The sequence below is a fragment of the Cryobacterium sp. TMB1-7 genome (assembly GCF_004402435.1).
Classification (GTDB): Bacteria; Actinomycetota; Actinomycetes; order Actinomycetales; family Microbacteriaceae; genus Cryobacterium; species Cryobacterium zongtaii.
Genome location: NZ_SOFZ01000016.1, coordinates 123,422 through 146,021 on the forward strand (window position 1 = coordinate 123,422; position 22,600 = coordinate 146,021).

25 protein-coding genes are annotated in these 22,600 nt (G+C 67.9%); 17 read left to right on the forward strand and 8 right to left on the reverse strand.

Features of this window, described 5'->3' with window-relative positions:
- Nucleotides 1-4: 4 nt before the first annotated feature.
- A complete protein-coding gene (locus tag E3O60_RS05950) occupies nt 5-1,543 on the forward strand; it encodes a bifunctional diguanylate cyclase/phosphodiesterase (RefSeq protein WP_134497455.1) in 1,539 nt (512 codons plus the stop codon).
- A 9-nt stretch (nt 1,544-1,552) separates the two neighbouring features.
- Nucleotides 1,553-2,341 (forward strand): class I SAM-dependent methyltransferase, encoded by a 789-nt coding sequence (locus tag E3O60_RS05955; protein WP_134497457.1) that lies wholly within the window; start codon nt 1,553-1,555, stop codon nt 2,339-2,341.
- 89 nt (nt 2,342-2,430) lie between these two features.
- Here the strand turns inward: E3O60_RS05955 and E3O60_RS05960 are convergent, their stop codons facing one another.
- Nucleotides 2,431-3,126: a YafY family protein gene (locus tag E3O60_RS05960; protein WP_134497459.1), complete on the reverse strand. Its 696-nt coding sequence runs from the start codon at nt 3,124-3,126 to the stop codon at nt 2,431-2,433.
- 73 nt (nt 3,127-3,199) lie between these two features.
- Here E3O60_RS05960 and E3O60_RS05965 point away from each other — a divergent pair, with 73 nt between their 5' ends.
- From E3O60_RS05965 to E3O60_RS05975, 3 genes are all read left to right on the forward strand, one after another.
- Entirely contained in the window at nt 3,200-3,940 is a 741-nt protein-coding gene (locus E3O60_RS05965) for an alpha/beta fold hydrolase (RefSeq protein WP_134497461.1), read from the forward strand.
- Between the two features lie 104 nt (nt 3,941-4,044).
- Entirely contained in the window at nt 4,045-4,827 is a 783-nt protein-coding gene (locus E3O60_RS05970) for a DUF4386 family protein (protein ID WP_166788956.1), read from the forward strand.
- Between the two features lie 88 nt (nt 4,828-4,915).
- Nucleotides 4,916-5,533 carry a hypothetical protein gene (locus tag E3O60_RS05975; RefSeq protein WP_088456916.1) on the forward strand — a complete coding sequence of 206 codons (618 nt, stop codon included), beginning with the start codon at nt 4,916-4,918 and terminating at the stop codon, nt 5,531-5,533.
- A gap of 68 nt (nt 5,534-5,601) precedes the next feature.
- On the opposite strand, the gene E3O60_RS05980 is transcribed toward E3O60_RS05975, so the two are convergent.
- Together E3O60_RS05980 and E3O60_RS05985 are read right to left on the reverse strand one after the other, a co-directional pair.
- The gene (locus E3O60_RS05980; RefSeq protein WP_088456917.1) at nt 5,602-6,531 is read right to left on the reverse strand and encodes an NmrA family NAD(P)-binding protein; all 930 of its coding nucleotides are present in this window, start codon (nt 6,529-6,531) and stop codon (nt 5,602-5,604) included.
- A complete protein-coding gene (locus tag E3O60_RS05985) occupies nt 6,528-7,118 on the reverse strand; it encodes a MarR family winged helix-turn-helix transcriptional regulator (protein ID WP_134497465.1) in 591 nt (196 codons plus the stop codon). Before E3O60_RS05985 ends, E3O60_RS05980 begins: the two co-directional genes overlap by 4 nt.
- 47 nt (nt 7,119-7,165) lie before the next feature.
- Here E3O60_RS05985 and E3O60_RS05990 point away from each other — a divergent pair, with 47 nt between their 5' ends.
- From E3O60_RS05990 to E3O60_RS05995, 3 genes are all read left to right on the forward strand, one after another.
- Nucleotides 7,166-7,717 (forward strand): hypothetical protein, encoded by a 552-nt coding sequence (locus E3O60_RS05990; protein WP_134497467.1) that lies wholly within the window; start codon nt 7,166-7,168, stop codon nt 7,715-7,717.
- A gap of 4 nt (nt 7,718-7,721) precedes the next feature.
- Complete coding sequence (locus E3O60_RS18440) at nt 7,722-7,859, forward strand: hypothetical protein (protein WP_166788957.1); 138 nt, start codon at nt 7,722-7,724, stop codon at nt 7,857-7,859.
- Nucleotides 7,860-8,065: 206 nt separating this feature from the next.
- On the forward strand, nt 8,066-8,563 hold the full coding sequence (locus tag E3O60_RS05995) for a hypothetical protein (protein ID WP_198415693.1): 498 nt from the start codon (nt 8,066-8,068) through the stop codon (nt 8,561-8,563).
- Nucleotides 8,564-8,660: 97 nt separating this feature from the next.
- Here the strand turns inward: E3O60_RS05995 and E3O60_RS06000 are convergent, their stop codons facing one another.
- Genes E3O60_RS06000 through E3O60_RS06015 form a run of 4 tightly spaced genes read right to left on the reverse strand, consistent with a single transcriptional unit; the run spans nt 8,661 to nt 11,658 of the window.
- Nucleotides 8,661-9,338: an HAD family hydrolase gene (locus E3O60_RS06000; RefSeq protein WP_088456920.1), complete on the reverse strand. Its 678-nt coding sequence runs from the start codon at nt 9,336-9,338 to the stop codon at nt 8,661-8,663.
- Nucleotides 9,335-10,300 carry a TIGR03557 family F420-dependent LLM class oxidoreductase gene (locus E3O60_RS06005; RefSeq protein WP_134497469.1) on the reverse strand — a complete coding sequence of 322 codons (966 nt, stop codon included), beginning with the start codon at nt 10,298-10,300 and terminating at the stop codon, nt 9,335-9,337. The genes E3O60_RS06000 and E3O60_RS06005 overlap by 4 nt, the downstream gene beginning before the upstream one ends.
- 9 nt (nt 10,301-10,309) lie before the next feature.
- Nucleotides 10,310-10,693, reverse strand: a complete 384-nt coding sequence (locus E3O60_RS06010) for a GntR family transcriptional regulator (RefSeq protein WP_103430130.1) — start codon at nt 10,691-10,693, stop codon at nt 10,310-10,312.
- Nucleotides 10,690-11,658 carry a hypothetical protein gene (locus E3O60_RS06015; RefSeq protein WP_134497471.1) on the reverse strand — a complete coding sequence of 323 codons (969 nt, stop codon included), beginning with the start codon at nt 11,656-11,658 and terminating at the stop codon, nt 10,690-10,692. Before E3O60_RS06015 ends, E3O60_RS06010 begins: the two co-directional genes overlap by 4 nt.
- A gap of 243 nt (nt 11,659-11,901) precedes the next feature.
- Between E3O60_RS06015 and E3O60_RS06020 the strand changes: the two genes are divergently transcribed.
- The 4 genes from E3O60_RS06020 to E3O60_RS06035 are packed head-to-tail and all read left to right on the forward strand — an operon-like array spanning nt 11,902 to nt 15,834.
- Nucleotides 11,902-12,930, forward strand: coding sequence for an iron-siderophore ABC transporter substrate-binding protein (locus E3O60_RS06020; RefSeq protein WP_134497473.1), 1,029 nt, complete (start codon nt 11,902-11,904; stop codon nt 12,928-12,930).
- A 44-nt stretch (nt 12,931-12,974) separates the two neighbouring features.
- Nucleotides 12,975-13,976, forward strand: coding sequence for an iron ABC transporter permease (locus tag E3O60_RS06025; protein WP_241993211.1), 1,002 nt, complete (start codon nt 12,975-12,977; stop codon nt 13,974-13,976).
- The gene (locus E3O60_RS06030; protein WP_134408056.1) at nt 13,973-15,028 is read left to right on the forward strand and encodes an iron chelate uptake ABC transporter family permease subunit; all 1,056 of its coding nucleotides are present in this window, start codon (nt 13,973-13,975) and stop codon (nt 15,026-15,028) included. Before E3O60_RS06025 ends, E3O60_RS06030 begins: the two co-directional genes overlap by 4 nt.
- On the forward strand, nt 15,025-15,834 hold the full coding sequence (locus E3O60_RS06035) for an ABC transporter ATP-binding protein (RefSeq protein ID WP_103461775.1): 810 nt from the start codon (nt 15,025-15,027) through the stop codon (nt 15,832-15,834). Before E3O60_RS06030 ends, E3O60_RS06035 begins: the two co-directional genes overlap by 4 nt.
- 162 nt (nt 15,835-15,996) lie before the next feature.
- On the opposite strand, the gene E3O60_RS18730 is transcribed toward E3O60_RS06035, so the two are convergent.
- The gene (locus tag E3O60_RS18730) at nt 15,997-16,890 is read right to left on the reverse strand and encodes a MerR family transcriptional regulator (protein ID WP_134408057.1); all 894 of its coding nucleotides are present in this window, start codon (nt 16,888-16,890) and stop codon (nt 15,997-15,999) included.
- Nucleotides 16,891-17,183: 293 nt separating this feature from the next.
- On the opposite strand from E3O60_RS18730, the gene E3O60_RS06045 reads away from it, so the two are divergent.
- The 5 genes from E3O60_RS06045 (at nt 17,184) to E3O60_RS06065 (ending at nt 22,565) form a co-directional block, all read left to right on the forward strand.
- A complete protein-coding gene (locus E3O60_RS06045; protein ID WP_241983581.1) occupies nt 17,184-18,227 on the forward strand; it encodes an iron-containing redox enzyme family protein in 1,044 nt (347 codons plus the stop codon).
- Nucleotides 18,224-18,523 (forward strand): CDGSH iron-sulfur domain-containing protein, encoded by a 300-nt coding sequence (locus E3O60_RS06050; protein WP_134497477.1) that lies wholly within the window; start codon nt 18,224-18,226, stop codon nt 18,521-18,523. The genes E3O60_RS06045 and E3O60_RS06050 overlap by 4 nt, the downstream gene beginning before the upstream one ends.
- A 138-nt stretch (nt 18,524-18,661) precedes the next feature.
- Nucleotides 18,662-19,012: a GntR family transcriptional regulator gene (locus E3O60_RS06055; RefSeq protein WP_134497479.1), complete on the forward strand. Its 351-nt coding sequence runs from the start codon at nt 18,662-18,664 to the stop codon at nt 19,010-19,012.
- A 2-nt stretch (nt 19,013-19,014) separates the two neighbouring features.
- Entirely contained in the window at nt 19,015-19,995 is a 981-nt protein-coding gene (locus E3O60_RS06060; RefSeq protein ID WP_134497481.1) for a hypothetical protein, read from the forward strand.
- 257 nt (nt 19,996-20,252) lie between these two features.
- The gene (locus E3O60_RS06065; RefSeq protein ID WP_166788958.1) at nt 20,253-22,565 is read left to right on the forward strand and encodes a bifunctional diguanylate cyclase/phosphodiesterase; all 2,313 of its coding nucleotides are present in this window, start codon (nt 20,253-20,255) and stop codon (nt 22,563-22,565) included.
- Nucleotides 22,566-22,600 lie beyond the last annotated feature (35 nt).

A 22,600-nucleotide genomic window follows, 5' to 3' on the forward strand; every position in this document is an offset into this window, starting at 1 on the left:
TGATATGAGCTCGGGAGACGACGCCGATGACCCTCGTTTGCAGCAGTTGGTGGAGGGTGTTGTACGGTTGGCTGCCGGCGACCTGGACGCGCGGATAGAGCCGTCTGACTTGAGGGATGACATCGACGCTGTGATCACCGGCGTCAACCTCCTCGCCGAGGAACTCAGTTACATCTACTCGAATCTGGAACAGCAGGTTTCTGACCGTACCGCCATGCTGCGGCAAACTCAGGCCGAGCTGGAACAGATGGCAAAGACTGACGACTTGACGGGCCTTGCGAATAGAACCCTGCTCAACGAGCGAATCAACGAGGCAATCCTGGCCAGCACGGACAGTGGAAAACTCCCGGCTGTGCTGGTGCTGGACGTGGATTCCTTCAAAGCCGTCAATGACGCTCTGGGCCATGGGGCCGGTGACGCAGTACTGATCGAGGTTGCCCGGCGCCTCAAGTGCGCCGTACGGGCCGTAGATACCGTGGCACGTCTGGGTGGGGATGAGTTCGCCATCCTCATCATCGAAGCGACGGAAGAGGAAGTCCTGAATATTGCGCACCGGGCGTCGGCGCAGCTTCAGGACAGCGTGCAGGTTGGAACCGAAACCGTCTGGGCGATGGCCAGCATCGGGGTGCGTATCGGCACGCCGGGCCATCCAGCTGAGTCGCTGATTCGGGATGCTGACATCGCCATGTACCAGGCGAAGGCGCATGGCCGCAACAACATCCAGCTGTTCCACCCCGACATGCTCGACTCTGTCCGTGAACGCTCACGCATCACAGCCGAGCTTCGTAACGCCGTCGCCGGCGGCGAGCTGGCGCTGCGTTACCAGCCGGTGGTTGAATTAGCCTCAGGAACAGTCATAGGTTTCGAAGCCCTCCTTCGGTGGCACCATCCGGTGCGCGGACTCATCATGCCGGATAGCTTCATTCCCATCGCGGAAGAAACCGGCCTGATTCTGGAATTAGGACGTTGGGTGCTTCACGAAGGAGTCGCCCAGTTGCGACGCTGGAGCGAAACCGAGCCTGAGCTCACAGACTTCTGCCTACACATCAATCTTTCCGCCGCCGAACTGCTGCGCGGTGACCTGCTGGAAGATGTCAGGGAGACGCTCGCTAGGAATCATGTGGCTCCGCCGCGATTGGTTCTGGAGATCACCGAGACGGTCTTGATGTCGAAGGGAACGGCGGAAGAACAGGTCTTGGGCGAGCTGCGAGATCTCGGTGTGGGGCTGCAAATTGATGACTTCGGCACCGGCTATTCGTCCATCAGCTATCTCCGAACGCTTCCAGCAGACACGGTCAAAGTCGACCGTTCCCTGATCCAGGACATGGCATCGGACCCTCAGCAGCAAAAATTCGTTGCTGCCATTCTCCAACTGATTTACTCGGCGGGCCTGAAGGCGATCGTCGAAGGCATTGAGACCGCCGAACAGGCGATTCTGCTGCAGACGATGGGTTGCCTATACGGACAAGGCTATTTCTATGACCGCCCGCTACCGCCCGAGATGGTTCTGGGGAGGCTCAGGAGTCTCGCGCACCCTCAGTAGAGTGAGAGCATGTCAAAGCTTTGGGAGCAAATGCTACTTGTCCCATCGGTAGTGCGCCTCACCTCCCGGGCACCGAAGGACCCGTCAGCGGCGTGGGACGGGTACTGGCGCGGAATCCGCACCACCGGCCGTTCGGGAGACGTGCTGTGGGACTCCGGATCCCAGACCGAGCTCGAGCAGTACACCGACGCCGTCCTGGGCCATTTCAATCCGGCTCTTCCCGTCATCGACATTGGATGTGGCAACGGAACCAATACCCGCTGGCTTGCTGGTCTTTTCCCGAGGGCTATCGGCATTGATGTATCGGTCGGCGCCATCGCGCTAGCGAGGCGGGAAGCCGCAGGCCTCCACAACGTTGAGTTCCTGGCTATGGATGCAACGGAACCTGGTGCTGGAGAGCACCTGCTGGAGTCAGTGGGGCCTGCCAACGTTTTTGTTCGCGGAGTTTTTCATGTGCTGAAACCAGACCAGCAAGCCAGCCTGGCTACCAACCTACGCACCGTTGTCGGGAAGAACGGCCGGGTATTCCTAGCCGAAACCAACTTTCCCGGAAGCAGTCTCGCCTACCTGCAAGAGCTGGGCGCCACCCGGCGAAGCATGCCACGGCAATTGCAAAGGGCGCTGGAAAACCTGCCCCGCCCCGGACATTTTGGCACGCAGGAACGGCACAACACCTTCCCGGACTCGGACTGGCACTTGATCGCCGACGGGCCGGCACACATCGAAGTGACTCCTATGAACGCCAACGGCCATTCGCAGCATGTTCCGGGATATTTCGCTCTATTAGCCGGCGCCTAAACACCTCGCCGTGAGCGGCTATCGCTGGTGACAGTCCCCGCTCCACTCCGTCCGCGGGTGTCGTTTTAGCCCTGTGGCTCCTTCTCTGCTCAGCCCCGCTCGTGCACCGCTCTGGCACTCGCCGGAGGCTCTCCGACCTCTTGGATCGAATGGCCGCCGCAGGCCGTCTTGGTTACGCTGGCCCGTTCGATGCGAGACACGGTGAACCATCGCATTGCGTCACGCAGTCGGCACCACCCGACCAGGTACCACTGGCCGTTCGTGCAGGCGAAGAGCACGGGTTCGACGTCGCGTGTGGTCGTGGTCCCGTCTCCCGATGTGTAACGAAGACGGAGTACTCGCTGCTCGGCCATCGCTTCCTCCAGTGCCGATCTGATTGCTCGTGAAGCGGAGGGCGGCGCGTTGACCCACACTCGGCCGGCCAGCTCGTCGGCTCGTGCTCGGGTTCGGGGATCGAGGACGTCCAGGATCTTCTTGATGCCGGCTGCGGCCAGATCGGCGTAGGGGGCATCGGACGCAGCGGACACGGCTGCCATGAGCGCCACGGCCTGCGCTGGGGACAGGCTGACCGGCGGCAGGGACGCGCCTATGGCCAATCCGTAGCCGCCGCCCGGACCTGGGCGCGACCAGAGAGGCGCGCCGCTGTTCTCCAGCGCAGCGAGGTCTCTCTTGACGGTGCGCACCGACACTTCGAACTCTCTCGCCAGCCGCTCGGCGGAGCAACCCCGCGATCCGTTGCGGCGTAGCATCTCGGTCAACGCATGGAGTCGTTCTGTTCGCTTCACCGTTCGGCCCGCAGCAAATTCATGACATAAATAGTGACACACACCTGCCGGTAGTGCCTACGAGAGTAGTGACATGACAACTACATCGAGCAGTCCCACCATCATTCTCATCGCCGGTCACTGGCTCGGCGCTTGGGCGTGGGATGAAGTTCTTGAACACCTGAAGACCGACCTCTCTCGGGCAATCGCGCTGACTCTGCCCGGTCTCGACGGGGACGATCCTGAGCGTGCGGCGAAGACCCTCGACGATCAGGCCGCAGCGATCCTGGACGTCATCACTCGACTCAATGACTCTGAGCATCAGCCCGCGATCATCGTCGCTCACAGTGGCGCAAACGCCCCCGTCAGCCTCGTCCTCGACCGGCACCCTGAGCTTGTCCATCGGGTGGTGTGGGTCGATTCCGGCCCCGTGGCGACGGGAAGCGTCTACGCCCCCGACCTCCCGGAGGGAATGGAGGAGCTTCCGCTGCCGCCGTTCGACGTTCTCGCCCAGCAGGCGAGCCTCGAAGGCCTCAGCGCAGAGGTCCTCGAGCGTTTTCGGGCCCGGGCGGTGCCTGAGCCCGGCCCCGTGCTTCGTCAGCCCGTCGAGCTCACAAACGACGCCCGTCGCACGGTCCCGACCACCCTGGTGTGCTGCTCGCTCCCGAGCGCGCAGGTGCTGGAGCTGGCCCGAGCAGGCCATGCCATGTTCGCCGAGGTCGCGAACCTCGAGCACCTCGACGTCGTCGACCTCCCGACAGGGCACTGGCCGATGTGGAGCCGCCCCGGCGACCTCGCCAAGACCATTCAGTCGGCGGCATCTCGAATCGACTGAGCCCGCATGCGCGCGGCCGACCTCGCGAGTACCATTCCGGGCATCACTGATCCGTGACCGGCTCGCCATCACTGCCAGCGCGGAGCCACCCAGAGGAACGCACCGTGCGCGCATCCAACGAAGACAACAGCGGGACCGCGGCTGCAGGGATCGCCGCGAACACCAATCGGGCAGCGTTGCGTGCCGGTGGAATCACGGTGGTCATTGCCGGGCTCGGCGGCATCGTCTGGTTCACCCTCGAGCTGCTGCCACCGGTGCTCGGCTTCGATGACACCGACAACCCCGCGGTGAGCCTCGACTACCTGCGCCAGTACCCCCAGTTTTACCCTCTGGCCGGGGTCGCACTTGTCACCATGGCTCTCGCATTCGTGGTGGCGAGTTTCGCCGTCTCGGATGCGCTCGCACCCCGCGCCAGCAGCATCACGCGCCGAAGCCTGAGCGCGGTCGGAGTCCTGTCGGCGGCGTTTCTCTTCATGCACGGGGTGTTGCGTTTGTCGGTGGGGCCGTTGCTCTACATCGACGGAATGAACAGCAGCTGGGGTGAGTCCGCCTACCTCACCATTCAGACGCTGGGAATCCACGGTTTCGCCCAAGCGAGCCTCCTCACGCTCTGTGTCTGGACCGTGGGCATCAGTGTCGCCGGGGCGCGCTCCCGTGCCCTGCCGATCTGGCTGTGCGTCCTGGGAATCGTCACCGGCCTCCGGCTTGTGGTGGTGGTCGCTGGTCCGATCCTGACGGCAGCACGTCTCGACCTGCCCGAGATTTTCTGGCTGGGCTCGGTGGCTCTGATTCCGCTGTCCATGCTGTGGTGGCTGGCGCTCGGGGTGGTGCTGCTGGTCACGTCCCGCCCCATCCGCAAGCGGAAACCTGTCGATTCGGTGCCGTGAGCTACGTCGAAGCGGGGGCTTGACCGCACAAAACCACGGCGCTATGTTCCGCCGTGTCGGTGTGGCACGCCTCGGAAGGAGTCCTCGGATGTCCCATGTGTTCTACGGTGTCTGGTTGGTTCGGCGGGGAGGTCTGGGTTGGGCCACGCACGAGGCGAAGTTCCCCACCCTCCCGATTCTGGCTCACATCCAATTGAGCTCCGTTCACCTGCAGGACGGTGACAGGTTCCAAATGTTTCGTCAGCAATACGCGCTGGCCTATATCGAGACGGTGAATACTCCCAGCGGAATCTGGGGGATCCCGAACCCTAACAAAGAGACGGACAACAACGTCTGGCTCACGACGGACCATCTCACGTTCCAGCTGCAGGTCGACGGCGTGGTGACCGCTTCGGCGTTCGGTCTGATCCACGACCTGAGTGCGGGAGCGGGCAGCGAAGCCAAGGTGACCTACAGTCGGGATCTCGCCATCTTTGATGACGAGGGCCGGGTGGTGGGCACTCATCGAGTGGTGCAGCTGGAAGGCGGCGGGCGAATCGACCTTGACGACGTGCAGGAGCGCGTGCTGGAGCGCGCGACGGCACGGTCCGATCGGCACGTCGATGTCGTTCCGGTCGACCTGGAGGGAATTCCGCCAGACGCCGAGTTCCGCATCAACCTGCGTACGCGCCGCCCGGCGCCTCCCCGCGGTTCAAGCCTGGGCTGATCCGTTAGGGGTGTTCTCGCGCGCTCCCCCGCTCTCGTTCACAGAAGCATTGCGTGCAAGGGACGGACCTACTTGCCGGCTGCCGCAGCGACGTCAGGCTGGCTTGCCAGGTGCGCGGCGAGCACGTCCCGCACTGTTGTCCAGGCATGGACGCCGTAGCGGTCGTTGTCGACGTGGTGCAGCTGGGCCTGACCGCTGAACATGCTCACGAAGTACTGCATGCCCTGCCAGGCGGGGAAGGTCGCATCCTCGCTCTTCGACAGGCGCCGCACGCCCTTGGCCATCGCCGAGAGGGTGCCGGTGGTGCCGGCCCACTGCAGCGTGAATTTGGTGCCGGTCAGCTCCGACATCGTTTGGGCCACGCTCCGCGCGGTGACCCGGTCGCCGGCGATCTCCACGACCCGGGGCGCGTCGGGGTCGAGTGCGACGAGAGCCACCACCCGGGCGACGTCGTCTTTGGTGGTGAAGTCGAGGATCTGGTCGGCCGAGGACCAGTACATGACTTTGCGGCGACCGAATGCGATCATCGGCGCGGTGCCGGTGAGCATGTCGGCAAACGCGCCATTGAGAACGGAGGTGACCTTGATCGGGGCCGCGTCGAGGTCGGCGGCGAACTCGCGGCGCAGCTCGAAGTTGCGGTTGGTGCCCAGCGCAATCTGGCGGTAATCCGACGAGTAGTCCGAGGGGATGAACCGGGGCACGCCGGCGGCCACGGCCGCGGCCAGCAGCGCGCGCTGCGCATCCACGATCACCGGTCGGGTGCCGCTCACGGCCGACACGACAACGTCGGAGCCGGAGACGGCTTGGGTGAGCGCCGCATGGTCGGTGTACTCGGCCGTGACGATGTCGACGCGGTCGTTGGCGGCGTAGAGGCCGGCGGCCGAGGCGCTGCCCGCTCGGGTGAGCACGCGGATGCGGGTGTCGTGGGTGAGCAGTTCGCGCACGATGCGCTGGCCGAGGTCGCCGGTGGCGCCGGCGACGAGAACGGATGTGGTCATGGGCGGGTCTCGGTTTCTGTGGTGGGCTTGGGGCGGCGGTGGGATCGCTCCGGGGCGGGCACCGGAAGGTTGAGGTCGGAGTTGGTGTCGGGGAGCGCGGCCGCGGTGGCGCCGGCGCCGAGAGCGGCCTTGGCCAGCAGCTGCCGCAGCTGGGTTTGTTCGTCGGTGGACAGGCCGCCCATCAGGGCGCCTTCGACCGTGCGGAGAGCCACGCGGGCCGTGCGGAGCAGCGCGTGGCCCGCCTCGGTGGGGTGCACCTGACGGATGCGCCGGTCGCGCAGATCGGGGCGACGCTCGACGAGCGCATCCGTCTCGAGCGCATCGATGATGTAGGTCATCGCGGTCTTGTCGATGCCGAGCCGGTGCGCCAGCGCGAGCTGCGACGTGGGCTCTTCGGTCGTGATCGCCACGAGCACCTGGTAGCCGCGGGGACCGCCTGGGACATCGGCCACGGCGACGCTGCCGGCCCGGGAGTAGCCATGGAACATCAACGCGAGCGACCAGCCCAACTCGGTCTCGATGCCGTTGGCGGTCCAGTCGATCTGCGCCGCGGCATCCGTGGGCGAGGTTGGGAGTGATGCGTGCATGCATAGATCGTATCAGTTTCAGATCATCTCAGGGCCAGAAGGTATCTGTGGAGGCACCGACCTCTAGGGTGAACAGCATGGGGCAAACATGGGGACTTCGATGGGTTGGCGTGGTTGGGCTTCCGGTCGCGTTGGTGTTGAGCGGATGCACATCGACTGCAGATGCGGTCTCGCCGCCTCCGGCTACCGCCTCCGACTCTGCGACAGATTCGGCAGATGACCAGGCGTCGGATCTCAGCGCGTTCGAACAGCAGCTGCCGCTCAGCGGGAAGTTCGTCTCGCAAGCAACGGCCACTGAGGGCACCGTCGACATTGAGCGCCGTAGTGACGGGTCCGTCTGGGTCTTGCTGGACGACTTCCACATCGGAGACGCGTCAGACCTGCGTCTGTATCTGAAGGAAGACGCGCTGGTTCAGGATGCGGACGGGTACTGGGGCTCCGCCGAGGGCGGTTACGAAATTGCCGTGATCGATCCGGACGCGACGACCCAAGAGATTGAGGTTCCCGGCGCGTGGGACATGCCGGAGATCCGTTCGCTCACCGTCATGGACTACACCCCGCCCGACTTCCCCGCACTGGGTTCTGTCGCGCTCGACTGACGGCGTGAATTCAGGTTCGCGGCGGGTGGCCAGGCCCGGCCGGCGGCTGCGGATGAGCCTCGGCGCGGGTGAGCTCATCGGGGTGATCACGTTCGGATTGCTGATGGTCGGCGGGGTCGTGTCGCTCTTCTACTCGCCCTGACCCGCTCCCGGGCCCGGCCGGGGCTGGGGCCCCAGAACGGCACGAGAATGGGACGGTCGGTGGCTCGACCGGAACCGGTCCGGCGGTCCTTCCCACAACTGGCCATAGCAAAGGACCATCGCTGCTGGAAGGGTTGTTTCCATCGAGCATCCGCTCGTCGCAGCCGTCGATAGTGCAGTCGCACTGCCCGAGTTCTGCGCCACCGATTGAACGGACCGCTCATCTCCTCCACCGCTTCCCACCCCGCGCCGTCCGACTTCGACTTCGTCATCGGCGACTGGACCGTTCACCACGAACGCTTGGACGGGATCTTCGTCGGCGCCGACACCTGGACGGCATTCGAGGGGCTCTCCTCCACGAACAAAATCCTCGGTGGCCACGGCAACCTCGAGGACAACCTCCTTAGGCATCCGTCGGGCGACTTTCATGCGGTGGCGCTGCGCTCCTACTCCGTCGCCGATGGCGAGTGGAGCATCTGGTGGCTCGACGGACGTAACCCCACGCAACTCGATACGCCCGTGCGCGGAGCGTTCAGGGATGGTATCGGAACCTTCCTGGCGGAGGACGTGTTGGAGGGAGTGCCCATCCGCGTGCGCTTCATCTGGGATGCGACCGGGCTTCAGCCCACGTGGGAGCAGGCGTTTTCGAACGATGCGGGCCTGTCGTGGGAGACGAACTGGCGAATGACGTTTCGGCGCGCGTAGCCGTCAGGCCCGGGGCGGCCGTTGGTTGCGAACGCGGTCGGCCCGCGGGGTCTCGACAAGCTCGACCAACGGCGAGGGGCGTGGCATCGAGATCGATTCAGCCCGCCAATTCGATCCAGCCCATCTCGTCGAGCCGGTCGAGGAAGTCGGCCGGGCCGGCGAAGACCCTCTCGGCACCGGCCTGTATGAGCAGCTCTCCGGCGATGCCGCCGGTGAGCACCCCGAACGAGCGCACACCCGCGCTGGACGCGGCCTTGATGTCCCACTCCGAGTCGCCGACGAAGACGGCCTCGTGGGCTTCGACACCGGCACGGTCGAGCGCCACTCGCACGATGTCGGGGTTGGGCTTGGCCACATCCACGTCGTCAGAGCTGGTGGTGGCATGGATGGCGTCGTCGGCGTTGATGAGATCAAGCAGGACTTCCAGCTCATCCTCGGGCGCGGAGGTGGCGAGCACCACGATGATGCCCTCGTCGTTCAGGGCTTCGAGCAGTGACCGGGCCTCCGGCAGCAGCCTGAGCCGCGGGGCGAGCGCCTTGTAGTTCTCGGCGTGCAGGTCTTTGGCGCGGGTGATCCAGGCCTCGTCCCTCTCCCCCACCAACGAGGTCAACAGCTCACCGGCATCCTGCCCGATGGAGCGGTGGATGAGCCAGGCCTCGACGTCGACGCCGAGGGTCTGGAAGGCCTGATGCCAGGCATCGACGTGCAGGTAGTTGGAGTCGACCAGGGTGCCGTCGATGTCGAAAAGCACGGCCTGGGGCGCATGTGTGGTCATCGGGTGCTTTCGTCGAGCAGTCGGGGGCGGAGGTCGTTTTCGAAGAAGTCGAAGAAGCCGTCTTGGTCGGGGCCGGCGTTCATGAGGGCGATGTGGTCGAAGCCGGCCTCGGTGAATTCACCGATCACCTCGAGGTGTCGCACCGCGTCGGGGCCGCAGGCGAACTGCTCGCGGATGTCGTCCTCGCGCACGGTGGCGGCCGCGGCCTCGAAGTTCACCGGGTTCGGCAGCTCGCTCATCACCTTCCAGCCGCTCAGCGCCCAGGCATTGGTGCGGTGGGCGGCCGTGACGGCTTCTTGCTCGGTGCGCGCCCAGGCGAGCGGCGCCTCGGCGTAGAGCGGGCCGGTGCCGCCGGCATCGCGGTAGCCGGTGACCAGGTCGGACTTGGGCTCGGTGGCGAACAGGCCGTCGCCGTGCTCGGCGGCGAGGGCCACGGACTTGGGCCCGCTCACCGCGACGGCCAGGGTGGGCAGCACGTCGGGCAGGTCGTAGATGCGGGCGTCTTCGAGCTTGAGGTACTTGCCGTCATAGTTTTGGAAGCCGCCCTTCCAGAGCAGCCGGATGATGTCCAGCGCCTCGTTGAAGGTGGCGTGCCGCTCGTGGATGCCGGGGAAGCCGCGGCCGACGATGTGCTCGTTCAGGCGCTCGCCCGAGCCGACACCGAGGGTGAACCGGCCGTCGGAGAGCAAGGCCAGGGTGGCGGCGGCCTGCGCGATGATGGCCGGGTGGTACCGCACGCTCGGGCAGGTGACACCCGTGGCGAGTTCGAGGGTGGTGGTCTTCGCGGCGATGAAGCTGAGCACATTCCAGACGAAGGGTGAATGGCCCTGGGCCTCCACCCAGGGGTGGAAGTGATCGCTCATCTCCACAAAATCGAAGCCGGCCTGTTCGGCGCGCACGGCTTGGCGAACGAGTTCTTGGGGTCCGAAGCTTTCAGCGATCAGCTTGTATCCGATTTTCATCCTTCGACGCTACGCAGACGGATGCGCCGGTGCAAGCCTTTGCGGCGGCATCGGCTCGGTCCACTCCACCCGCACGGCACGGATGGCGTCGGCGAGGGTGAGCCCGCCGAGCGCGGCGATGTACTCACGCGCGGCCGCTCGGGCCTCGGCGGGCAGGGGCGTCACATCGCGCACCCGGGTTCCCGAGCGGTTGGAGACGAGCAGACCATCGGATTCCAGCTCCGAGTAGGCGCGCGCCACGGTTCCGGGGGCGAGCCGCAGGTCGCCGGCCAGTTGGCGCACGGAGGCGAGCTTGTCGCCGGGCGCGAGGTTGCCGGAGAGGATCTCGTCGGCGAGCTGCTGTCTGATCTGCTCGAACGGCGGGGTGGGGCTGGCCTCGTCGATGGTGATCATGCGCGCGTGGTCGGTCCGGCGGGCTGGAGGGTGCTGGGCGCAGGGCGCACGGTGAACGGCGGCGTCACGGCATCCAATACGGCCAGCAGCAGCAGAGCCACACCGATGCCCACCACGATGAGCCCGACGCAGAACAGGGTCAGCGCCACCGTGAACCACGGTTCGATCTCGGCGTAGCTGCCGTCGAACCACTGCCCGCTCGCCGCGCTCATCGCCCTGCCGCCCATGAACATCAGCCCGCCCAGATAAACGATGAACGTGCCGGTGGTGAGCTTCACGATCACCCGGGTGATCAGCAGTCGCATCACCTGGTCGGCCTCGCGCAGTGTCGTGTGGGTGGGGCGGGCGGATGCGGCGACCCGCGCCAGTGCCGTCGCGGCCGCGATCGCGAGGGCCACGGTGACGAGCAGCACGGGCACGCCGTAGTACCAGCCGGGGTACGGGGTCGCGGTGCTGCTGTAGGCGCCGCTGTCGATGCGGATGGCGCGGAACAGGCCGTCCTCGGCCGCCTCAGACGTGAGTCCGAAGGCGACGATCATGCCGAGCAACAGCACCCCGGCAGTGGCCGGCAGCACTCGCGCCCAGGCCGGTGCGAAGCTCCAGGGGTGCCGCGGCGCGAGGTCGGCACTGCGTTGACTACCGGATTCCGCCACCGGCACCCCGGGCAGGGCGGCGATGACGAGCAGGCCGGCCAGGCTCATCAGGGCGGGGACCAGGAGGAAAACCAGGTCGTAGCCGGCGGGCATCGCGTGGTCGACGGCAAGGGCCAGGGCACCCACCACAACCGCCGCCGTGGTCGCGAGGGCTGCACGACGCCGGAAGGCGCGCCGCGCAGCGTGCAGGCTGGGCGCCAAACCGGCCGGCACGGTGACGCGCCGGAACGCCTCGGTGGAACGCAGCCGAGCGACCGCCAGCCAGACGAGGGCCAACGCGGCGATGATGACGACGAGCGGGATGAAACCCATAAGCGGCACCCTTCTGTACCAAGTGGTCAATACAGTATCAGCTGTGTCAGGTGATTGATACAGCGCCGTCCGGTCGAGTCGACCGACGCAGAAACGACTTGCTTTTGCATGCGAACGCACTGGTAAGGTTAGGCAACCCTTACGACCGCGCCGGACTGGACCTCTGCGCACGGCCGACGGGTGCGGCATCACAGCTGCCGCCGGTCCGTCCCTGACCCCTGCATCACGATCACGAGGAAAACCATGCCCCGCGCATCCACTCTCATTGCCTTCTCGGCCGCCGCCGTGCTCACCCTAGGCCTGGCCGGCTGCTCCACCTCCCCCGCCGCCGACACCGCCGAGGCCGCATCCGGCGACTTCACGCCGGTCACCATCGAGCACGCCTTCGGCGAGACCGTCATCGAGGCCAAGCCCGAGCGCGTCGCCACCGTCAACTGGGCCAACCAAGAGGTGCCGCTGGCCCTCGGCGTGGTACCCGTGGGCATGGCCGCCGCCACCTGGGGCGACGACGACACCGACGGCATGCTGCCCTGGGTGAAGGAGAAGCTCGACGAGCTCGATGCAGAGACCCCCGTACTGTTCGACGAAACCGACGGCATCGACTTCGAAGCCGTCGCCGACACCAAGCCCGACGTGATTCTGGCCGCGTACTCCGGCCTCACCCAGGAGGACTACGACACCCTCACCGCCATCGCACCTGTTGTGGCCTACCCGGAGACCGCCTGGGGCACCTCCTGGCGCGACATGATCTCGCAGAACGCCGCCGGCATGGGCATGGCCGCCGAGGGCGACGACCTCATCGCCGAGCTCGAGACCGAGATCGCCGCCACCGCAGCGAAGTACCCGTCGCTCGAAGGCAAGACCGCGATGTTCCTCACCCACGTGGACGAGGCCGACCTCAGCGAGGTCAGCTTCTACACCACCCACGACACCCGCACGATGTTCTTCGACGACCTCGGTATGGAGAGCGCACCGAGCATCATCGAGGCCTCCGACGCCACCGACAAGTACTCCCTCACCGTGAGCGCCGAGCAGTCGGATGCGTTCAGCGACGTGGACCTCATCGTCACCTACGGCGGTGCCGACCTGGTCGCCACCCTCGAGGGTGACCCGCTGCTGTCGCAGATTCCCGCGGTGGCCAACAAGTCCATCGTGAACCTCTCCGGCGACGGCCCCATGGGCACCGCCGCGAACCCCACCCCGCTGTCGATCTCGTACATCCTCGACGACTACGCCGCCCTGCTCGCCGCGGCGGCCGACAACGCTAAGTGACCTCGACAACCACTGCTTCATCAGCCGCTTCGAGCGTTGCCACCGTGCGACGCCCGAAGCGGCTGCGGTCGTTGTGGTTGCTCGCCGCGCTCGGGGTACTCGCCCTGCTGATGCTGACCTCGATCACCATCGGCTCCCGCGCGGTGGGCTGGGACGACATCCTCGCCGCGCTCGGTGGCGCCACCGACGGCTTCGACCGGGCCGCGGTGGCCACCCGCATCCCGCGCACCCTGCTGGCCGTGGTCGCCGGGGCCGCCCTGGGCATGTCCGGCGCGGTGATGCAGGGCGTGACCCGCAACCCGCTGGCCGACCCGGGCATCCTGGGCGTGAACGTGGGCGCGGCACTGGCCGTGGTCAGCGGCATGGCCTACTTCGGGCTCACGTCCGCCTCGTCGATGATTTGGGTCGCGATCGTCGGCGCCGGCATCACCGCCGTGTTCGTCTATACGATCGGGTCGCTCGGCCGCGGCGGCTCCACCCCGCTCAAACTGGCACTGGCGGGTGCGGCCACCTCCGCGGCGCTGGCCTCATTCGTCACCGCCGTGGTTCTGCCCCGCAACGACATCGCCGGCGGGGTGCGGTCCTGGCAGATCGGCGGCGTCGGCGGCGCCACGATGGAGAGCATCCGCCAGGTGGCCCCGTTTCTCCTGGTGGGCTTCGTGCTCTGCTTCCTTTCCGCCCGGGCGCTGAACTCGCTCGCGCTCGGCGACGACCTCGCCGCGGGGCTGGGCGAACGCGTGGCCGTGGCCCGCGCCGCCGCCGCGCTTGGCGCCGTCGTGCTGTGCGGCTCGATCACGGCCGTGGCCGGGCCGATCGGTTTCGTCGGCCTCGTCGTGCCGCACGCCTGCCGGCTGCTGGTGGGCGTTGACCACCGCTGGCTGCTGCCGTTCTCCGCGGTGCTCGGCGCCGCGCTGCTCACCGGCGCCGACGTGCTCGGCCGCATCGTGGCGCGGCCCAGCGAGATCGACGTTGGCATCATCACCGCCCTGATCGGCGCCCCGTTCTTCATCTACATCGTGCGCCGACGCAAGGTGCGTGAGCTGTGAGCGCCGCCATTGCCGTGAAGCCGCTGTCGACAGCGGATGCGGTGGCCCGCAGCCGCGCGCGCCGCGGCATCCGTCGTCGCCGGGTGATCACCGTGCTGGCGCTGGGTATCGCCGTCGGCTACCTCGTCAGCCTCATGGTCGGCCAGACCATTTACTCCCCCGCCGAGGTGCTCGCCGTGATGCTCGGTCAGGACGTTCCCGGCGCCGGTTTCACCGTGGGCCGGCTGCGGCTGCCGCGGGCGACCCTGGCCGTGCTGGCCGGGCTGTGTTTCGGGCTGGGTGGCGTGACCTTCCAGACCATGCTGCGCAACCCCCTGGCCAGCCCCGACATCATCGGTATCAGCTCGGGCGCCAGCGCCGCGGCCGCGTTCGCGATCATCGTGCTGGGGCTGGGTTCGACCGCGGTGTCGGTGGTCGCGATCGTGTGTGGGCTGGCCGTGGCGCTGGCCGTCTACGCGCTCGCGTACAAGGGCGGCGTGGCCGGCACCCGGCTGATTTTGATCGGTATCGGTGTGGCCGCGATGCTCGACAGCATGACCGCGTACGTGCTCTCCCAGGCCGCCGAGTGGGACCTGCAGGTGGCCATGCGCTGGCTCACCGGCAGCCTGAACGGCAGCACCTGGGCGCAGACCCTGCCGGTGTTGGCCGCGCTGGTGGTGCTCGCGCCGGTGTTGCTCGGGCAGTCCCGCAACCTGTCGATGAGCCAGCTCGGTGACGACACCGCATCCGCTCTGGGGGTGCGGGTGGAGCGGTCTCGGGTGATTCTGATCGTCGCCGCGGTGGGACTGATCGCGTTCGCGACCGCGGCGGCCGGGCCGATCGCGTTCGTGGCGTTCCTGGCCGGGCCGATCGCGTCGCGAATCGTGGGGCCGGGCGTCTCGCTGCTCGTGCCGGCCGGGATGGTGGGCGCACTGCTCGTGCTGGTGGGCGACTTCGCCGGTCAGTACGCGTTCGGCACCCGGTTCCCGGTGGGCGTCGTCACCGGCGTGCTCGGGGCGCCGTACCTGATCTACCTCATCATCCGCACCAACCGCGCCGGAGGCTCCCTGTGACACTCATTCATACCCTCACGGTGGAGAACCTCACCCTCGGCTACGGCGACCGCACCGTGATCGACGGCCTCGACCTGGTCGTGCCGACCGGCCGGATCACCGCGATCGTGGGCGCGAACGCCTGCGGCAAGTCCACCCTGCTGCGCTCGATGTCGCGGCTGCTCGTGCCGCGGGGTGGCCAGGTGCTGCTCGACGGCACCCAGGTGCACCGGATGCCCGCCAAGGAGCTGGCCCGCACGATGGGGCTGCTGCCCCAGTCGCCGATCGCGCCCGAGGGCATAACCGTGGCCGACCTGGTCGGCCGGGGCCGCAACCCCCACCAGCGGATGTTCTCCCGCTGGAGCGCTCTCGATGACGAGGCCGTCGCCGCTGCGCTGGATGCCACCGACACCGCGTCGTTGGCTGACCGGTCCGTCGACGAACTCTCCGGCGGGCAACGCCAGCGGGTGTGGATCGCGATGGCGCTGGCCCAGCAGACCGACCTGCTGTTGCTCGACGAGCCGACGACGTTCCTCGACGTGAGCCACCAGGTGGAGGTGCTCGACCTGCTCACCGACCTCAACCGGGCCCGCGGCACCACCATCGTGATGGTGTTGCACGACCTCAACCTCGCCGCCCGGTACGCCGACCACCTCATCGCCCTCGCGGATGGCCGGGTGCACGCGGTGGGCGAGCCGCACGAGGTACTCACCGAGGAGACCGTGCAGGCGGTCTTCGGGCTGTCGAGCCGGGTGCTGGTCGACCCGACGTCGGGCCGCCCGATGATGCTGCCGATCGGGCGGCACAACGTGGTGGTGCCGGTCTAGCGCTCTCTCGGGGTCGAACTCGTCGAGGCCACGGTCGGCCCAAGGTATGCGGGTCACGCGCCGCTATGCGGGTGGCGCGCCACGCGCATAGCGGCGCCGTGCCCGCATAACGCGAATCGGGCATCCGTTGCGCCAGGCCAGCCGGCACGGATGCCCCCGCACTCACCCCGGCTGCACGTCAAAGACGCTCATCGGAGCACCGCCACCGTCGCCGGTGAACAACGACGGCCCGTGCACAACCTGCCGGGCCGTGGGCCGGATCGCGGTCAGATGGTGCCGGGCGCGGTGCTCCTCGAAGGCCAGCAGGTGCAGGTTTCCGGCGGCGGCCTCGTCGACCGGGGTCGGCTCGGTGGCGGATGCAGCGGCGAACGTGACCTCGACGCGGCGCGGCAGAGTGCCGGCCACCGCGGTGACCGTGCTCCCGGTGCTCGCGTGCACGGCCTTCTCGATGCGCGCGAGGGCGGCCGAGTCGAGGCCGGCCCCGCCGGAGCGGGCCAGGAGCATCTGCCCGCTGGCGTTCCGGACTCCGGTGTCGGGCACCGCGGTCCAGCACACGGTGGCCGGCTCTGCCCCGAGGTCAGTCAGTGCGTCGCGCAGGCCCACCTCGATGGCGGGCATGTCCACGGCCAGCCCGGTGAAGGTCTCGACGCGGCCCTCGGCATCCTCGGGGAGGTCGAGATCGACGATGATGCCGACCCAGTCTTGGGCGGCGGCGGGAGTGCTGTGGGCGATGAAGTCGTCGGCGTCGAAAGTGCTGATCTTCTCGGCCACGGCGAGGGAGAAGTCCTCCAGGTGCCGCCGCAGCGCCACGGTCTGCCGCCACCGGTCGAAGGGGAAGTCCGGTGCCGAGGCCAGTTCAGCCAGCGGCACCTGGGCGCGGCGCAGGAGATCGACGGTCGCGCCGTGTTGGAGCTGCTGCCGGGCGTAGTAGCGGTACCCCGACCCGGGGTCGACCCACGCCGGCGTCACAATCCCCCGTTCGGCGTAGAGCCGGAGTGCCTTGGCGGTGAGTCCGGTCATCGCCTGGAATTCGCCGGCGGTCAGGTCATCGGTCATGGTGCTCCTGGCTCTGGGTTGATGGGTGTCTCCCCATCATGGGCGTCGCCCCTGGGGCGAGGTCAAGCCGGCGGCGGGGTCTCGACAAGCTCGACCGACGCAAGGGGGACGTTCCCGAGGTCGGGTCGCGCGGTCTCTACGAGCACGGGCGACGAGCACGGGCGACGAGTCGTTGGAGGACCCCGAAACCCGTTTCAGCCTCGGGTCCTTCCCAACCTCCCCTGCTATGGTCACTCCCTGGCCGCGCCGCCACTCGGGCGTGCGAGCCGGTCGATAAGAGCGAGGTATGGCACGTGAGAATCCCCCAGTCCCGAGGTCCGGTGAGCGCCGCCCTGCTTGAACTCCTGAAAACTTCTCCTACTGCGGCCGAGACTGACCTCGCCACAACGCTGCGCGAGCTCACCGCCGCAGCCCTGGGCGAAACCGCCGACATCCTGCAGAATGATGACCTGCAGACCGCCCTGTTCCTGGCCTACGAGCTGCGCTACAGCGGCCTGCGCGGCGTCGACGACGACTGGGAATGGCACCCCGAGGTGCTCGCGCTCTGCGCCGGCATCGAACTCGAGTTTGAGAAGGCCCTGCGCGAACGCGCCCCGATGCCCGAGCTGCCCGCACCCGGCGTGGAGAGTGTCGCCGCCGCCCTGTTCGAGCTCACCGGGTCAGACACCGGGCCGAGCGTCTCGCGGTACATGGCGAAGAAGGCCACCGACGAGCAGGCGCACGAGTTCCTCATCCTGCGCTCGATCTACCAGCTCAAGGAGGCCGACCCGCACAGCTGGGCGATCCCGCGCCTGCGCAGCCGGGCCAAGGCCGCGCTGGTCGAGATTCAGGCCGACGAGTACGGCGGCGGCCGGTTCGACCGCATGCACTCTGAGCTGTTCGCCCGCACGATGCGCGGCGTGGGCCTGGACGCCACCAACGGTCACTACGTCGACGTGGTGCCGGCGATCACGCTGGCCTCCAGCAACATGATGACGATGTTCGGCTCCCACCGCCGGCTGCGCGGCGCCATCGCCGGGCACCTCGCCGCGTTCGAGATGACCTCGTCCCAGCCCAACCGGCTCTACGGCAACGGTTTCCGTCGGCTCGGCTACGACAAGGACGTCACCTTCTACTTCGACGAGCACGTCGAAGCGGATGCTGTGCACGAGCAGATCGCGGCCCGCGACCTGGCCGGTTCCCTGGCCACCGACGAACCCGCGCTGCTCGAGGACGTGTTCTTCGGGGCGGCGTCCGGCCTCTTCGTGGACGGCCTGGCCGGCACCCAGCAGCTCGATGCCTGGACCGCCGGCACGTCGGCGCTGCGCGTCGCGGACTCCGCGAGCCTGCCGGCATGACCGAGCCCGACGAGCAGCCCGCCACTCGGTGGGACGACCAGTGGGCAGATCAGCCCGCTGCCGGTGCGGACGAGCCCGTGAGCATCACCGCGTACCCGAATGGTCCGCTGCTGGTGCGCGGCACCTTCGAGATCCGCACGCCGTCGGGCGAGGTGATCCCGCCGCGGCGCAAGACCGTGGCGCTGTGCCGCTGCGGGGTGTCGACGCTCAAGCCCTTCTGCGACGGCAGCCACAAGGCGATCGGGTTCAAGACCGAGCAGGAACCGCCGGCTCCGCAGCCGCCACTGTCCGCCTAGTCGGCCGATCGTCGGATCGTCCGACCGGCTGATCGCCTGATCGCCTGCTCGTCGGTCGGGCCTGTCGAGACCTCCTGAGAGGTGCGCCAGCCGCCGCAGCCCTCGACACAACGGCATTGTTCTACTAACATTGCAAACATGTTGTTTCGTGTGGATCCGGCCTCGACGGTCTCGCTTGCCGAGCAGCTCGCCGTGCAGGTGCGAGCCGGCGTCGCCGACGGCACAGTCGCGCCGGGCACCCGGCTGCCGCCGGCCCGGGAGCTGGCCAGCGCGCTCGACATCAACATGCACACGGTGCTGCGCGCCTACGCCCAGCTGCGCGACGACGGGATCCTCGAGATGCGCCAGGGCCGTGGCGCCTCTGTGCGAGCGGATGCGGGCGCCGGCACCGTGCGCCTCGTCGAACTCGCCGACGCGCTGCTCGCCGAGGCGCGCAAAATGGGGGTCGCCCTGCCCGACGTCCTCACCCTGATCCAGACGAGAGGCTGACCATGCCCACCCGAACCATCCCCGAGGCCACACCCGCGCTCACCCCGCACGCCACCGGGCGAGAACGGTTCGCCGCCGCCACGCTCTGGCTGCCGGTGGTCGCCATCTCGTTGACGGCCACGCTCTGGTACGACCGGCTGCCGGCCGTGCTGCCCAAGCAGTGGAACGGCGCGGAGATCACCTCGACCGCCGGCACCGAGGTCATGATCGGCATCACGGGCACCATCGCGCTCCTCGCCGCTCTGGCGGGGCTGGTCGCCCTTTCCGACGCCGCGGCCGACATCCGTCGTGGCCTGGTGCTCGCGGCCGGCTGCGCCGCGGGTCTGGCAGCCGGCGTCTGGTTGGTGGTCGCCGGCCTAGTCATCGCCACCGGCTCAGCCGAACCGGAGGCGGGCGCCTGGCCGCTGTTCGCGGTGCTGGCCCTCGGCTACGGGCTGATCCCCTTCGCGCTGTCACCGCGCCGCCCGCACCGCCGCGAGCTGGCGGCAACCGCCGGCCCGACTTCGGTCCCGCTGGGCGCCACCGAGTCCGGCGCCTGGTTCACCACCGTGACCGTGCCGATGTTCCTCTGGCTGGCCGGCGGGCTGGCAATCGGCGCGGTCGGACTGACAGTCTTCAGCATCCTCGAGGACGGCGCCGGCACGGGCGGGGTCCTCACGTTGCTGCTGGCGGCCGGCATCTGCCTCACCTTCGCCCGGCTGCGAGTCAGCGTGGACCGTCGGGGGCTGCGGGTGGTCTCGAGCCTGTTGCGGCTGCCGATCAAGCAGATCGCCCTCGACCAGGTCGCCTCGGCGCGGGCCGAGACCATCCGTCCGCTCGAGTGGGGCGGCTGGGGTTACCGGATCCTGCCCGGCCGCTCGGCCGTGGTGCTCACGAGCGGCCCCGGCATCGTCGTCGAGCGACACAACGGCACCCTGTTCGCCGTGACCGTGCCCGACCCCGAGCGGCCGGCCGCGCTGCTGACCACCCTCGCAGCGCGCTGACCACGTCTGCATTCTCATTTGCGGACTTCCCGCCGTCGCAGCGCCCGCGAAGGGGGGGATGTCCGCAATTGAGTGACGGCGGTGCCGCAACCCGCACGGCTCGGGCACCGTCATCCGTCAAGAGTGAGAGCGACTCACTGGTACGTTCAAGGTATGTGTCGCCGCCGCCACCAGGTGCTGCTCCGACACGATCCAAAGAAAGCAGTCAGATGGTCGCAGTCGGGGAACGATCCACGTTGAACAGAGCCGGTCACAGGATGACCACGTTCGGATCCGCGCTGCTGGACCGACCCGCTGGAGTGCTGGAGGGCACTCGGTGGCTCTTCACCTGGTTGGCGCTACTGTCGGTGGTGTTCAGCCTGCCCGGCATCATCCCCAACGTCACCGCAAGCCGGCTGGACCTGCTGCTGGCATCCGTGTCCACAGTTGCATTGATCAGCTCGTGGATATACAGCCTGATGCGGCAGCGGGTGCCGTTCGCCCTCGAGGTTCTCGATGCCCTCGCTCTCACGGCGTTCGCCCTGGCCGGGCCGGTGCCTCTGGCGGCAGCCCCGGTCTTTTTCGCCGCCGCCTGGCTGCGCACCCTCTACGGCACGTCGTGGCGGTCCGCGATTCGCGGCGCGCTCTACACGGTTGCGGTGCTCACCATCACGGTGCTCTGGCCGCTGACGCCTGGGCACCCCACCGCCCCCGACATGGCTCGCCAGGCCGCCACTATCTCCATCATGCTGCTCATTATCCTGGTAGCGGAACAGCTGCGCACCGTGCTGCAGGCCAACGACTGGGCCATCGAACGCGACAAGGCACTCACCGAGACCGGCTCCAGGCTGCTCGGCATGACCGACGCCAACGCCATCCGCCTTCTCTCCTGGACCACCGCCGGCGAGCTCGGTGCCACCACCCCCGGGTTACGGGTGGTCAAGGTCGTGCGCCACGAGGAGCTGTTGCTGGTCGGAGCCCACACCGGAGACTTCATCGTGCCGCCGCCAACGTCATTTCCCGGCGACGTGCTGCGGACCATCGGGACCAACGGCGACGCGCAAATCATGCGTACCGGCCCGCTCGACGATGCGGCAGGCCTGCCTTTGCTCTGGGAGTGCGTGTCGCTCACCGAGCAGGAGGAGGACGCGTGGCTGCTCGTCGGGGCGCCGAAGCGGATTCCCGAGGGCACCATTCTGTCGGTGCGCAGCCTGGTGAACCAGGTGAACCTGGCACTGCGCAATAGCCGCTCGCACCATCAGCTCACCGCGCAGGCGCAGCACGACACCCTCACCGGACTCGACAACCGGCTCTCCTTCACCTCCCAGCTCGGTGCCCTCCTCGCTCGCACCGACACCACCGAGGGTCTGCACGTGTTGTTCCTCGACCTTGACGACTTCAAGGACGTCAACGACCACATGGGGCACCGTGCGGGCGACGCCGTGCTCACCGAGGTGGCCGAGCGGCTGCGGAACTGCACCCGGCCGCAGGACATCTGCTCCCGGCTGGGCGGAGACGAGTTCGCGGTGGTGCTCACCGGCACCACGATTGCCGCCGCCGAGGCGATTGCGCAACGCATGGTGGGGTCGCTGGCCGCGCCCATCATCGTGGACGGACGGCCCTGCCGGGTGGGCGCCAGCGTGGGGGTGGCCACGGCCGCTCCCGGCGCCAACCTCGATGAGCTCGTACACCAGGCCGACGTGGCCATGTACGCCGCCAAGGCCCACGGCAAGGGCCAGGTACAGCTGTTCCAGCCGGGCCTTCTGCAGAATGAGTCCGCGTTGGTGTCGTTCGAGCGGCAGCTGGGCCGGGCCGCCGGTGGCGGCCAGCTCGAGGTGCACTACCAGCCGATCGTGTCCCTGCCCGAGTTGCACTGCACCGGAGCCGAGGCACTCGTGCGGTGGCGGCATCCGGAGCGGGGCATGCTGATGCCGTGCGACTTCATCCCGCTGGCCGAAACTTCCGGTGCCATCCTGGGCATCGGCGCGTTTGTGTTGCGGCGCTCCTGCACGGATGCCGCGACCTGGCCGGAGGTCCGGCCGGGCGTGCCGATGACGGTGAACGTGAACATCTCCGCGCGGGAGCTCGAGAGCGATCACTTCGTGGACTCCGTGCTCTGGTGCCTGGCCGACAGCGGGCTGCCCGCCCAACGTCTGGTGCTCGAACTCACCGAGACTGTGGTGCTGGAGTCGATCGCGGCGGTGGACCGGCTGAAGGCCCTCGCCGCCCACGGCATCCGCGTGGCGATCGACGACTTCGGTACCGGGTACTCGTCCCTGGCGACGCTGCGGTCGCTGCCGATCTCGGTGGTCAAGCTCGACGCGAGTTTTGTGTCCGGTGCGCTGAGCAACTCGGTGGACCGCACGGTGGTGGAGGCCATCGTGCAGATGAGCGCGAAGCTGGGCATCGACACCATCGCCGAGGGTGTGGAGCGGTTGGACCAGCAGGAGCTGCTGGCGCAGATCGGCACCGACGCGGTGCAGGGGCACCTGTATTGCTCGGCTGTGCCGCTGGCGGAGCTGCGTGAGTGGCTGGCCCGCACCGGCACTCCCCCGCTGGTGGAGCCTGTCGCGCCCGTCGAGACCCCGTAAGCCAACCTCAAGGCGCCCACCCGTTGGTCGAGCTT

Coding starts and splice junctions, on each gene's coding strand:
- E3O60_RS06060 (WP_134497481.1), top strand. CDS start 19,015: ATGCCCACCCGAACCATCCCCGAGGCCACACCCGCGCTCACCCCGCAC.
- E3O60_RS05955 (WP_134497457.1), top strand. CDS start 1,553: ATGTCAAAGCTTTGGGAGCAAATGCTACTTGTCCCATCGGTAGTGCGC.
- E3O60_RS06005 (WP_134497469.1), bottom strand. CDS start 10,300: ATGAAAATCGGATACAAGCTGATCGCTGAAAGCTTCGGACCCCAAGAA.
- E3O60_RS05950 (WP_134497455.1), top strand. CDS start 5: ATGAGCTCGGGAGACGACGCCGATGACCCTCGTTTGCAGCAGTTGGTG.
- E3O60_RS06020 (WP_134497473.1), top strand. CDS start 11,902: ATGCCCCGCGCATCCACTCTCATTGCCTTCTCGGCCGCCGCCGTGCTC.
- E3O60_RS06065 (WP_166788958.1), top strand. CDS start 20,253: ATGACCACGTTCGGATCCGCGCTGCTGGACCGACCCGCTGGAGTGCTG.
- E3O60_RS05985 (WP_134497465.1), bottom strand. CDS start 7,118: ATGCACGCATCACTCCCAACCTCGCCCACGGATGCCGCGGCGCAGATC.
- E3O60_RS05965 (WP_134497461.1), top strand. CDS start 3,200: ATGACAACTACATCGAGCAGTCCCACCATCATTCTCATCGCCGGTCAC.
- E3O60_RS05975 (WP_088456916.1), top strand. CDS start 4,916: ATGTCCCATGTGTTCTACGGTGTCTGGTTGGTTCGGCGGGGAGGTCTG.
- E3O60_RS06000 (WP_088456920.1), bottom strand. CDS start 9,338: ATGACCACACATGCGCCCCAGGCCGTGCTTTTCGACATCGACGGCACC.
- E3O60_RS18730 (WP_134408057.1), bottom strand. CDS start 16,890: ATGACCGATGACCTGACCGCCGGCGAATTCCAGGCGATGACCGGACTC.
- E3O60_RS06055 (WP_134497479.1), top strand. CDS start 18,662: ATGTTGTTTCGTGTGGATCCGGCCTCGACGGTCTCGCTTGCCGAGCAG.
- E3O60_RS06010 (WP_103430130.1), bottom strand. CDS start 10,693: ATGATCACCATCGACGAGGCCAGCCCCACCCCGCCGTTCGAGCAGATC.
- E3O60_RS06015 (WP_134497471.1), bottom strand. CDS start 11,658: ATGGGTTTCATCCCGCTCGTCGTCATCATCGCCGCGTTGGCCCTCGTC.
- E3O60_RS05980 (WP_088456917.1), bottom strand. CDS start 6,531: ATGACCACATCCGTTCTCGTCGCCGGCGCCACCGGCGACCTCGGCCAG.
- E3O60_RS06050 (WP_134497477.1), top strand. CDS start 18,224: ATGACCGAGCCCGACGAGCAGCCCGCCACTCGGTGGGACGACCAGTGG.